This window comes from Streptomyces sp. adm13(2018) (genome assembly GCF_008042145.1).
Lineage (GTDB): Bacteria > Actinomycetota > Actinomycetes > Streptomycetales > Streptomycetaceae > Streptomyces.
In genome coordinates this window covers 1133321-1144078 of sequence record NZ_RDBH01000129.1, presented here as the reverse complement: position 1 = coordinate 1144078, position 10758 = coordinate 1133321, and the positions used below count along the sequence as shown (strand labels likewise).

Annotated in this window: 10 protein-coding genes and 1 pseudogene; 4 read left to right on the top strand and 7 right to left on the bottom strand. The window is 74.3% G+C overall.

All coding sequences use genetic code 11. The annotated features are described in order from the left end of the window. Together EAO70_RS21895 and EAO70_RS21890 are read left to right on the top strand one after the other, a co-directional pair. On the top strand, positions 1-1061 hold a 1061-nt coding region (locus EAO70_RS21895), incomplete at its 5' end, for an ADP-ribosylglycohydrolase family protein (protein WP_148005287.1). After that, entirely contained in the window at positions 1006-2196 is a 1191-nt protein-coding gene (locus EAO70_RS21890) for an ADP-ribosylglycohydrolase family protein (RefSeq protein WP_148004535.1), read from the top strand. The genes EAO70_RS21895 and EAO70_RS21890, both read left to right, overlap by 56 nt. Before the next feature lie 244 nt (positions 2197-2440). On the opposite strand, the pseudogene EAO70_RS21880 reads toward EAO70_RS21890, so the two are convergent. Beyond that, a pseudogene (locus tag EAO70_RS21880) lies at positions 2441-2884 on the bottom strand (PfkB family carbohydrate kinase); the annotation flags it as partial. Here EAO70_RS21880 and EAO70_RS21875 point away from each other — a divergent pair. Both EAO70_RS21875 and EAO70_RS21870 read left to right on the top strand, forming a co-directional pair. Continuing rightward, complete coding sequence (locus EAO70_RS21875; RefSeq protein ID WP_261992979.1) at positions 2835-3902, top strand: CaiB/BaiF CoA transferase family protein; 1068 nt, start codon at positions 2835-2837, stop codon at positions 3900-3902. The pseudogene EAO70_RS21880 and the gene EAO70_RS21875 overlap by 50 nt on opposite strands. Next, positions 3899-4753, top strand: a complete 855-nt coding sequence (locus EAO70_RS21870; protein WP_148004534.1) for an HpcH/HpaI aldolase/citrate lyase family protein — start codon at positions 3899-3901, stop codon at positions 4751-4753. Before EAO70_RS21875 ends, EAO70_RS21870 begins: the two co-directional genes overlap by 4 nt. Positions 4754-4825: 72 nt before the next feature. Here the strand turns inward: EAO70_RS21870 and lgt are convergent, their stop codons facing one another. The 6 genes from lgt to EAO70_RS21840 all read right to left on the bottom strand — a co-directional run. Then, positions 4826-5815 carry a prolipoprotein diacylglyceryl transferase gene (gene lgt / locus EAO70_RS21865; protein WP_148004533.1) on the bottom strand — a complete coding sequence of 330 codons (990 nt, stop codon included), beginning with the start codon at positions 5813-5815 and terminating at the stop codon, positions 4826-4828. 88 nt (positions 5816-5903) lie between these two features. Beyond that, a complete protein-coding gene (locus EAO70_RS21860) occupies positions 5904-6761 on the bottom strand; it encodes a DsbA family protein (RefSeq protein ID WP_148004532.1) in 858 nt (285 codons plus the stop codon). Positions 6762-6824: 63 nt separating this feature from the next. Then, complete coding sequence (gene trpA, locus EAO70_RS21855; RefSeq protein ID WP_148004531.1) at positions 6825-7655, bottom strand: tryptophan synthase subunit alpha; 831 nt, start codon at positions 7653-7655, stop codon at positions 6825-6827. After that, the gene (trpB, locus tag EAO70_RS21850; protein WP_148004530.1) at positions 7652-8941 is read right to left on the bottom strand and encodes a tryptophan synthase subunit beta; all 1290 of its coding nucleotides are present in this window, start codon (positions 8939-8941) and stop codon (positions 7652-7654) included. The genes trpA and trpB overlap by 4 nt, the downstream gene beginning before the upstream one ends. A 434-nt stretch (positions 8942-9375) precedes the next feature. After that, positions 9376-10185 carry an indole-3-glycerol phosphate synthase TrpC gene (trpC, locus tag EAO70_RS21845; protein WP_030314603.1) on the bottom strand — a complete coding sequence of 270 codons (810 nt, stop codon included), beginning with the start codon at positions 10183-10185 and terminating at the stop codon, positions 9376-9378. 154 nt (positions 10186-10339) lie between these two features. After that, positions 10340-10758, bottom strand: a 419-nt coding sequence (locus EAO70_RS21840; RefSeq protein WP_410091303.1) for a DUF2752 domain-containing protein, incomplete at its 5' end; no start/stop codon positions are given.

Below are 10758 nucleotides of genomic sequence, written 5' to 3'. Positions count from 1 at the left end.
GCCCTGAACCAGCCCCCCGAGCCCCTCCGCCTCGGCCCGTCCGACGACGCCGAATGGCCCTGAACCAGCCCCCCGAGCCCCTCCGCCTCGGCCCGTCCGACGACGCCGAATGGGCGGTCTTCACCGCCGAGGCGATCCTCGGCGCCGGGGGCCCGGTCTTCACCGCGCTCCCCCGGGAACGCCGGCTGCGCGCCGCCGTCGACCTCGCCTGGAACGAGCTGGCCTGCCAGGTCGCCGCCGCGGCGGAGCGCGCCCCCGAGGTCGAGTCCGCCGTGCTCCCGCTGCGCGCCCGGATCTCGGTCCGCGCGGGTCTCGGCAACCTCGCGACCGGGCTGCGCCCGCCCGCCACCGGCCACGACAACCCGCACTTCTTCGACGACGCGGCCTGCGTCCGGGCCGCCGTGCTGGCCGTCGTCCACCCCGGCGACCCCCATGCGGCCGCCGAACTCGCCGAGTTCGACGCCCGGTACACCCAGGACGGCGACGGCGTCCACGGCGCCCGCGCGACGGCGGCCGCGATCGCGGCGGCGCTCGGCGGGGCGTCGGTCGAGGAGGCCGTCGAGGCGGCGCTCGCCGAGCTGCCGCCCGTCACCGAGATCGGCCGGAACGCCCGTCACGCGGTACGGCTCGCCCGCACCGCCGGCTCGTCCTTCGAGCTGGTCCCGCTCCTCGAGCACCAGATCGTGGACCACGTCTACAGCTACGGCATCGCCGCCGCCGAGACGGTCCCGGTGGCGCTCGCCCTCGCCCTCGCCGCCCGGGGCGAGATGACGGCCGCGGTGCCGGCCGCCGTCTGCCTGTCCCGGGTCGCCGACTCCGCGCCGGCCCTGGCCGGAGCGCTCACCGGGGCGCTGGGCGGGGGCCGTTCGGTGCCGACGACCTGGCGCGAGGCGTGCCGGACGCTGGCGGGCTGCGCGCTGCCCCGGCTCGCGGGAACGGATCTGGTCGAACTCGCCGGGCTGCTCGCAGCCACGGAACGACCCGCCCCGGGTGGACAATCCCGACATGACACCCACAATGACCCCCTCGACACCCCCCGGGCCGACGCCCGCACTGGATGACCGGATCACCGGCAGCCTCCTCGGTGCCGCCGTCGGCGACGCCCTCGGCGGACCCGTCGAGGGCTACACCCCCGAGCAGATCACGGAACGCCACGGCGGCCGGGTCGCCGGGATCGTCGGCCCGTGGAACGGCGAGGCGTGGCGCACCGCCCGCCCCATCGCCCCGTACCACAAGGGCGACGGACACGTCACCGACGACACCCTGATGACCCACGCGCTGATCCGGGTGTACGAGAGGGTCCGCGGCCACCTGGACGCGTACGCGGTCGCGGACCACCTCGTCCCCGAACTGATGGGATCCCTCGTCTGGATCCCGGAGCTGGAAGCCGAGGCGCTCCCGCTCCAGCGGATCTTCCTCGCCGAGAAATGGCTGGTGACCCGCCTCCACTACGGGCACGTGGACCCGCGCGAGGCCGGCAGCGGCAACATCGTCAACTGCGGAGCCGCGATGTACATGGCACCGGTCGGACTCGTCAACGCGGCCCACCCCGAGGCCGCCTACGCCGAGGCCCTCGACATCGCGGGCGCGCACCAGTCCTCGTACGGCCGGGAGGCGGCGGGCGTGTTCGCGGCCGCCGTCGCGGCCGCGTGCGTCCCCGGCGCCACGGCGGGATCGGTGGTCGAAACGGCCCTGTCACTGGCGAAGGACGGGACGCGGGCGGCCATCGAGGCGGTGGCGGAAGTCGCCGCGGACCACCGGGACTTCGAGTCGGCGCTCGCACCGCTCCGCCGGGCGGTCGCCCCCTTCGACTCGGTGGGCCCCGACTACCGCGCCCCGTCCCTCGGCGCCCGCCGCCCCTCCCGCCTCCACGCGATCGAGGAACTCCCCGTCGCCCTCGGCATGCTCCTCGTCGGGGAGGGCGACTTCCGCCGGACCGTCCTGGGCTCCGTCAACTACGGCCGGGACTGCGACTCGATCGCCACGATGGCGGGCGCGATCGTCGGCGCCCTGCACGGGGAGCAGGCGGTGCCGGCGGACTGGGCGAAGCGGGTGGCGGAGGCCAGCCGTCTGGACCTCCACGCCCCGGCGCGGGCCCTGACCGAGGTGGCCCGGGAGGTCTTCACCCGGGACGAGGAGCGGCGCCGCGCCCACGAGCGGGCGTTCGCGGTGCTGACGGGCGCGGCCGACCGGTGAACCTCCGTCTCACCTGGGTCCAGCCGGAGGACCTGCTGGGCCACGAGCTCCGCCAGGCGGCGGAGGACGGCCGGGACGCGCGCGCCGTCGCCGCCCGCTGGGCGGAGGCGGGCGGACCGCCCGCCCCGGAGACGGCCGGTGCCTCCGGGGTGCCGCGCCCCGACCTCCGCCCCCTGGCGGAGGGCCGGGCCCAGCAGGTCCTCCGGCTGGACCGTGGGGGAGGCCGGGGTGTGCGGTGCGGTGGTCATACGGGGGCGGACTCCTCTCCGGTCGTGCCCGTCTCCTCGCCCGGCGAGCCGAAGGCGGCGTCGATCTCGGTGCGGTAGGGCATCGACGTCGACGCGCCCTCGCGCTGGACGGAGAGTGCGGCCGCGGACCCCGCCCAGGCGAGCGCCTCGGGGGCGGGGCGGCCCTCGGCGAGGGCGACGACCAGGGCGCCGACGAAGGTGTCGCCGGCGGCTGTGGTGTCCACGGCCCGGACGCGGGGGGCGGGCACCGTCACCGGGTCGGCGCCCCGGACGGCGTACAGGCTGCCCGCCGCTCCGAGGGTGACGACGACCTCGGGGACGTCGCGGAGCAGGGCGAGGGCCGCCTCGCGGGGGTCGGTGAGGCCGGTGAGCGCCGCCGCCTCGTGCTCGTTGGGCACCAGCAGGTCGACGGAGGCGAGCAGTTCGGGCGGCAKCGGCCTCTGGTGGAAGGTCCTCGGCCGCAACAAGCGGGCGATCACCCTCGACCTGTCGTCCCCCGGCGGCCGCGACACCCTCCTCGCGCTCGCCGCCGACGCCGACGTGATCGTGGAGAACTTCCGCCCCGGCACCCTGGAGCGCTGGGGTCTCGGCTGGGAGGAGCTGTCCGCCGTCAACCCGCGCCTGGTCCTCGCCCGGGTCACCGGCTTCGGCCAGTTCGGCCCGTACGCCCACCGCCCCGGCTTCGGCACCCTCGCCGAGGCGATGAGCGGCTTCGCGGCCCTCACCGGCGAACCGGACGGCCCGCCCACCCTGCCGCCCTTCGGCCTGGCCGACTCGATCGCCGCCCTCGCCACGGCGTACGCGGTGATGACCGCGCTCACCGCGCGGACGACGACCGGGCGCGGCCAGGTCGTCGACATGGCCATCATCGAACCGATGCTCGCCGTCGTCGGACCCCACCCCCTCTGGTACGACCAGCTCGGCTACGTCCAGCCCCGCACGGGCAACCGCTCCCGCAACAACGCCCCCCGCAACACGTACCGCACCGCCGACGGCTCCTGGGTCGCCGTCTCCACCTCCGCCCAGTCGATCGCCGAGCGCGTCATGACCCTGGTCGGCCGCCCGGAGCTGATCGAGGAGCCGTGGTTCGCCGACGGCACGGGCCGGGCCGGGCACGCGGACGTCCTGGACGAGGCGGTCGGCGCGTGGATCGGCCGCCGCACCCGCGACGAGGTGATGGACGCGTTCGAGAAGGCGGAGGCGGCGATCGCCCCCGTCTACGACATCCGGGACGTCGTGGACGATCCCCAGTACCGGGCCCTCGGCACCGTCACCGAGGTGCAGGACCCCGAGCTGGGACCGATCAGGATGCAGAACGTCCTCTTCCGCCTCTCCGAGACGCCCGGCGCCATCCGCTGGCCCGGCCGTCCCCACGGCGCCGACACCGCCGACGTCCTCTCCGAACTGGGCCTCAGCCCCGCCGAGATCGACGGCCTCCGCGAGCAGGGAGCGGTATGAACAGCACGAGCGAGACCCCGGGCCGACCGGCCGACACCACCCGCGGCCGGCCCGGCACGCCCGCCCTCACCTGGCTGTACGCCCCCGGCGACCGCCCCGACGTGGTCCGCAAGGCCCTGACCTCCGGCGCCGACGTGGTCATCGTCGACCTGGAGGACGCGGTCGCCCCGCACCGCAAGGCGTACGCCCTGGAGGCCACCGCCGAACTGCTCGCGGACCCGCTGCCCGTCCCGGTCCACGTCCGCGTCCACACCCCGCGCGACATCCCCACCCTGGCCCTCCTCCCCGGCCTGCACGGTCTCCGTGTCCCCAAGGTGACACACGCCACCGACATCCTCCGGCTGGTCGAGCTCGCCCCGGGCCTGCCGCTGTACCCGCTCCTGGAGAACGCCCTGGCCGTGGAGCACGCGTACGCCATCGCCACCGCCCACCCCGCGGTCCGCGGCATCGCGCTCGGCGAGGCCGACCTCCGCGCGGACCTGGGCGTACGGGAGGACCACGGCCTGGACTGGTCGCGCGGCCGGGTGGTCGTCGCGGCCCGCGCGGCCGCCCTCCCGCCGCCGGCCCAGTCCGTGCATCCCGACGTCGGCGACCTGGAGGCGCTGGCGGCGGGCTGCGCCCGGGGCCGTGCCATGGGCTTCTTCGGCCGGGCGGCCATCCACCCCCGCCAGCTCCCGGTCATCGAGCGCGCCTATCTGCCCACCCCCGAGGAGGTCGACGCGGCGCGGGAGGTCGTGGAGGCCGCCGGCCCCGAGCCGGGCGCCCTGGCCCTCCCGGACGGTCGCTTCGTGGACGCGGCGGTGGTGGCGGGCGCCCACCGGGTCCTCGCCCTCGCGGCCCGGACCGCCTGACCCTCCGGGTACGCGAAAGGGCCGCCGGGACCTCTCGGTCCCGGCGGCCCTTTCGACCGGCTGGGGGGCGGATCAGCTCTTGGCGGCCGACCCGGCGCCGTTGTCGGCGTCGTGCGCCACGTCCCCGTCGGCCTTCCCGCTGTCCCCGCGGCTGTCCGTGACGGCCTCGGCGTCGGTGTCCGCGTCCGCGCCGCCGTCCTCGCCGTCGGCCTTCGGGGCGGCCTTGTCGACGGCGACGGCCTCCTTGGCGGCCTTGGGCTCCACGATCTCCTCGCGGCCCGGTCGGACCCGCGCCGAGACCACCATGTAGACCACGGCGAGCACGAAGACGCCGATGGCGGTCCAGACGTTCAGCCGCAGGCCGAGGATGTGGTGGGCCTCGTCGACGCGCATGTACTCGATCCAGGCCCGGCCCACGCAGTACGCGGCGACGTACAGCGCGAAGGCGCGGCCGTGGCCGAGCTTGAAGCGGCGGTCGGCCCAGATGACCAGGAAGGCGACGCCGACGCACCAGAGCGACTCGTACAGGAAGGTCGGGTGGTACAGCCCGGCCTCGCGGTTCGCGCTCTCGGTGATCTTCAGGGCCCAGGGCAGATCGGTCGGCCTGCCGTAGAGCTCCTGGTTGAACCAGTTGCCCCAGCGGCCGATGGCCTGGGCGAAGGCGATTCCGGGGGCGATGGCGTCGGCGTACGCCGGGAGCGGGATGCCCCGGCGGCGGCAGCCGATCCAGGCACCCACCGCGCCGAGCGCGATGGCGCCCCAGATTCCGAGGCCGCCCTCCCAGATCTTGAAGGCGTCGACCCAGTTCTCACCCTCGCTGAAGTACAGCTGGTAGTCGGTGATCACGTGGTACAGGCGTCCGCCGACGAGGCCGAAGGGCACCGCCCAGACGGCGATGTCGGCCACGGTGCCGGCGGTGCCGCCCCGGGCGATCCAGCGCTTGTTGCCGTACCAGACGGCGACGAAGACACCGATGATGATGCAGAAGGCATAGCCGCGCAGCGGGATCGGTCCGAGGTTGATCACGCCGGTCGACGGGCTGGGAATGTAGGCAAGGTCCATGGCAGGACCGACGCTACCCTGCCGGGCGGGCGGGACGGCAGCCCGCCCGGCAACGTATGGGTAACTAACCCCGTCCCGGGGCGGGGTCTCAGCCCGCCGAGGGCGAGCCCGGGGAGGCCGCCGGGGCGCTCGTCGGCGCGGCCGTGCCGGGCTTCTTGCCCTTGTTGGCCTCGGCGACCCACTTCTTGAGGTTCTCCGGGGAGATCTGCTCGCTCCCCTTCTGCGGGAAGATCGCTTCGCCGTTGAGCAGGACGGACGGCGTGCCGCCGAAGCCGCCGTTGCGGAAGGCCTCGTTCGACTTGGCCACCCAGGTGTCGTGCGTGCCGTCGTTCACACAGCTGCGGAAGGCGGGCGTGTCGAGCCCCGGCACCTTCGCCGCCAGCTCGATCAGCTTGGCGTTGTCCCCGAAGGCGTCGTCGGTCTCCTGCGGCTGGTTGATGTAGAGCGTGTCGTGGTACGCGGTGAACTTCCCCGCGTCCTGGGCGCACGCGGCGGCGTTCGCCGCGCGCAGGGAGCCGCTGCCGCCCATGTTCCCGTCGATGAGGGTGGCGAGGTGGTACTGGGTCCTGATCGCGCCGGCGGCCTCCAGCTCGTGGATCGTGTCCCGGAACGCGTTCTCGAACTGGGCGCACGCCGGGCAGCGGAAGTCCTCCCAGATCGCGAGCGTCGAGGGGGCGTCCGACTTCCCGGTGGGCACGGCGGGCTTGCCGTCCTCGTCGGTCGCGCCCGCCGGCACGACCACCTGCCCCGCGTCGTCGGAGGCGCTGTCCTTGTCGCCGCCCGCGGCGATCACGCCGACGACCGCGGCCAGTCCGAGGACACCGACCACCGCCGCCGACACGATCAGGATCCGCCGCTGCTTCTCACGGGCCTTCTCGCGCTCGCGCTGCTGCTGCAGGCGCTCCCGCGCATTCCGATTACCGTCACCGCTGTTGTTCTGGCTCACGCCTCGGAAACGAACCGGGGAGGCACGTGCGTGCCTCCCCGGTCGCAGATCCACCCGGATGGGTTACGGGACGCGCCGGACGCCCTCGGCGAGTTCGGCCGCCAGTTCCCTTACCGCGGCGAGTCCCGCCTGCTCGTCGCCGTCGGCGTCGAGGATCCGCTTCACGAACGCGGAGCCGACGATGACGCCGTCGGCGAAGGCCGCGACCTCCTTGGCCTGGACGGCGTTGGAGACGCCGAGACCGACGCAGACGGGAAGCTCCCGGCCGGCCTCGGTGGTGGCGCGGGTGCGGCGGACCAGGTCGGCCGCCTGCTCGCCGACCGACTCGCGGGTGCCGGTGACGCCCATCAGGGAGGCCGCGTAGACGAAGCCGGAGCCGGCCGCCGTGATGGTGGCGAGGCGCTCGTCCCGGCTGCTGGGGGCGACGACGAAGACGGTCGCGAGACCGTGCTTCTCGGCGTTCGCGCGCCAGACCGCGGACTCCTGGACCGGCAGGTCGGGCAGGATGCAGCCGGCGCCGCCGGCCGCGGCGAGCTCCTCGGTGAAGCGCTCGACGCCGTACCGGTCGATCGGGTTCCAGTACGTCATGACGAGGACCGGCTTGCCGGTGGACTCGTGGGCCTCGCGGACCGTCCGCATGACGTCGGCGATCTTGACGCCGCCGCGCAGGGCGATGTCGTCGGCGGTCTGGATGACCGGTCCGTCGAGCACCGGGTCGCTGTGCGGGAGGCCGACCTCGACCACGTCGGCGCCGCCGTCGAAGACGGCCCGGATCGCGGCGATGCCGCCGTCGACGGTCGGGAAGCCGGCCGGGAGGTACGCGATGAGCGCGGCCCGGTCCTCCGCCTTCGCCTTGGCGAGGGTGTCGCTCAGCAGCTGGATGTTCCCACTCACTTCGCGTCTCCCTCGATCTCCGCGGTGTCCTCGGCCCCGGCGTCGGCGGCGACCTCGGTGTCGGCCTCGTACAGGCCGAAGTAGCGGGCGGCGGTGTCCATGTCCTTGTCGCCGCGGCCCGAGAGGTTGACCAGGATCAGACCGTCCGGGCCGAGCTCCCTGCCGACCTCCAGGGCCCCGGCGAGGGCGTGCGCGGACTCGATCGCCGGGATGATGCCCTCGGTACGGGAGAGCAGCCGCAGCGCCTGCATCGCGGCGTCGTCGGTGACCGCGCGGTACTCGCCGCGTCCGCTGTCCTTGAGGTACGCGTGCTCCGGGCCGATGCCCGGGTAGTCCAGTCCGGCCGAGATCGAGTACGGCTCGGTGATCTGGCCCTCCTCGTCCTGGAGGACGTACGACCGCGAGCCGTGCAGGATGCCGGGCTCGCCCGCGGTGAGGGTGGCCGCGTGCTCGCCGGTCTCGACGCCGTGGCCGGCCGGCTCGCAGCCGATCAGACGGACGTCCGCGTCGGGGACGAAGGCGTGGAAGAGGCCGATGGCGTTGGAGCCGCCGCCGACGCAGGCGACCGCCGCGTCGGGGAGGCGGCCGGTGCGCTCCTGGATCTGGCGGCGCGCCTCGACGCCGATGACCCGGTGGAAGTCGCGGACCATGGCGGGGAAGGGGTGCGGGCCGGCGACGGTGCCGAACAGGTAGTGCGTCCGGTCCACGTTGGCGACCCAGTCGCGGAACGCCTCGTTGATGGCGTCCTTGAGGGTGCGGCTGCCGGACTTGACGGCCACGACCTCGGCGCCGAGCATCCGCATCCGGGCCACGTTCAGGGCCTGGCGCCGGGTGTCGATCTCGCCCATGTAGATGGTGCAGTCGAGGCCGAAGAGGGCGCAGGCGGTGGCGGTGGCCACGCCGTGCTGGCCGGCGCCGGTCTCGGCGATGACACGGGTCTTGCCCATGCGCTTGGTGAGCAGGGCCTGCCCGAGCACGTTGTTGATCTTGTGCGAGCCGGTGTGGTTCAGGTCCTCGCGCTTGAGGAAGATCCGGGCGCCGCCGGCGTGCTCGGCGAACCGGGGCACCTCGGTGAGGGCGCTCGGGCGGCCCGTGTAGTGGACCATGAGGTCGTTGAGCTCGCGGGCGAACTCCGGGTCGGACTTGGCCTTGTCGTACTCGACGGCGACCTCGTCGACGGCGGCCACGAGGGCCTCCGGGATGAACTTGCCGCCGTAGGCGCCGAAGTAGCCCTCGGGGCTGGGGACCTGACCTTCCAGGTCCGGAATGAAGAACTCGCTGGACATGCGGATGCTCCTCGCGGGGCGGGTGCCCCGGGTGACGTGTGGTTGATGGTCACGTTATGCGCGCCGCTCCACTCCCACGGACCAACACGGGACGCACCCGCTGCCGGGTCGCGGCCTCGACCCTCGGGCCTGAGCCCTGAAGCCTGAGGCTTTTGCCTGGAGCCGGGGCCCCACCTGTAGCCGCCCCCGTGGGACCGCCCGCCGCAGGCCTCGGGCCTCCGGCCTGGAGCCGCCCGCTTGGGGCCTCCGGCCTTGGGCCGCCCGCCCTTTACCCACCCCGTTGTGGGCAACTGTTCCGCTGGGCGGTGGGGGTCCCCCCGGACGGAGTCTGGGGGAGGGTCCGCCCCGCCGCGTCCGCGGACACGACCGACCCACCCCCCGAGGCGGCGAAGCCCCGGGCGGTCGGCGTGGCGCGGACGGGAGTCATGACGCCGTCAGCTCCGGCCGTGCCGCAGCGCCGGGTGCGCGCCGGCGGCGACGAGGTCGGCGACGGCGGCCTTGGGGTCGCGGCCGGTGACGAGCGACTCGCCGACCAGGACCGCGTCGGCGCCCGCGTTGGCGTAGGCGATCAGGTCGTGCGGACCCCGGACCCCGGACTCGGCGATCTTGACGATGTGCGCGGGGATCTCGGGGGCGACCCGCTCGAAGGTGGAGCGGTCGACCTTGAGGGTCTTGAGGTTGCGGGCGTTGACGCCGATGATCCGGGCGCCCGCGTCGACGGCGCGCTCGACCTCGTCCTCGTCGTGCACCTCGACCAGCGGGGTCAGCCCGATGGACTCGGCGCGCTCGATGAGGGAGACCAGCGCCTCCTGCTCCAGGGCGGCGACGATGAGAAGCGCGAGATCCGCTCCGTACGCGCGTGCTTCCCAGAGCTGGTACGCGGTGACGATGAAGTCCTTGCGCAGGACCGGGATGTCGACCTTGGCGCGGACGGCCTCCAGGTCCGCGAGCGAACCGCCGAAGCGGCGCTGCTCGGTGAGGACCGAGATGACGGCGGCGCCGCCCGCCTCGTAGTCGGCGGCGAGTCCGGCCGGGTCGGCGATCGCGGCGAGCGCGCCCTTGGACGGGCTGGAGCGCTTGACCTCGCAGATCACCTTGACGCCGTCGCCGCGCAGTGCGGCGACGCCGTCCTTGGCCTGCGGCGCCTTGGCGGCGCGCTCCTTGAGCTCGTCGAGGGTGACCCGCGCCTGCCGCTCTGCGAGGTCGGCGCGTACGCCTTCGATGATCTCGTCGAGCACACTCACGCGAGGGGCCCCCTTCCGGGACGGTGATGGTGATGATGAACCAGGTTCAGCCACATCGATCCTATCCGCAGGACGGCCCCGGACTCGCATCGGCCGGAGCGGTGTCCCATCTGCTGGGACTCCCGGAGGGCTCCCGCGGGCGCCGTGGCGGCGCTCAGGGGGCCAGCGCGGAGCCGAAGGGAAGGTTCCGGACCAGGGTGAACAGGGCGAGGACGCCCCCGATCCCCCACCACAGGACGGGGGAGACCGCGAGGCGCATCGGGACCCCGCGGACGGCGCGAATCAGCCAGACGGTCATGAGGACGGCGAACAGTCCATAGCCGACGACGGCGAGGGCGTTGGCGCCGAGGGCGGCCGGGAGGTCGCCGTGGACGAAGGCGTGGGCACTGCGCAGGCCGCCGCAGCCGGGGCAGTAGACGCCGGTGAAGCGGAGCAGGGGGCAGACGGGGTAGTGGCCGGGTTCGTTGGGGTCGACGGTCCCGACGTACGCGAAGGCGGCGGCGACACCGGCGAGCGCGGCGACCGGCGGAAGCAGCCGCCGTACGACCGAGCGGGGCGGCGGCGGTGCGGTAG

Coding starts and splice junctions, on each gene's coding strand:
- EAO70_RS21890 (WP_148004535.1), top strand. CDS start 1,006: ATGACACCCACAATGACCCCCTCGACACCCCCCGGGCCGACGCCCGCA.
- EAO70_RS21870 (WP_148004534.1), top strand. CDS start 3,899: ATGAACAGCACGAGCGAGACCCCGGGCCGACCGGCCGACACCACCCGC.
- lgt (WP_148004533.1), bottom strand. CDS start 5,815: ATGGACCTTGCCTACATTCCCAGCCCGTCGACCGGCGTGATCAACCTC.
- trpB (WP_148004530.1), bottom strand. CDS start 8,941: ATGTCCAGCGAGTTCTTCATTCCGGACCTGGAAGGTCAGGTCCCCAGC.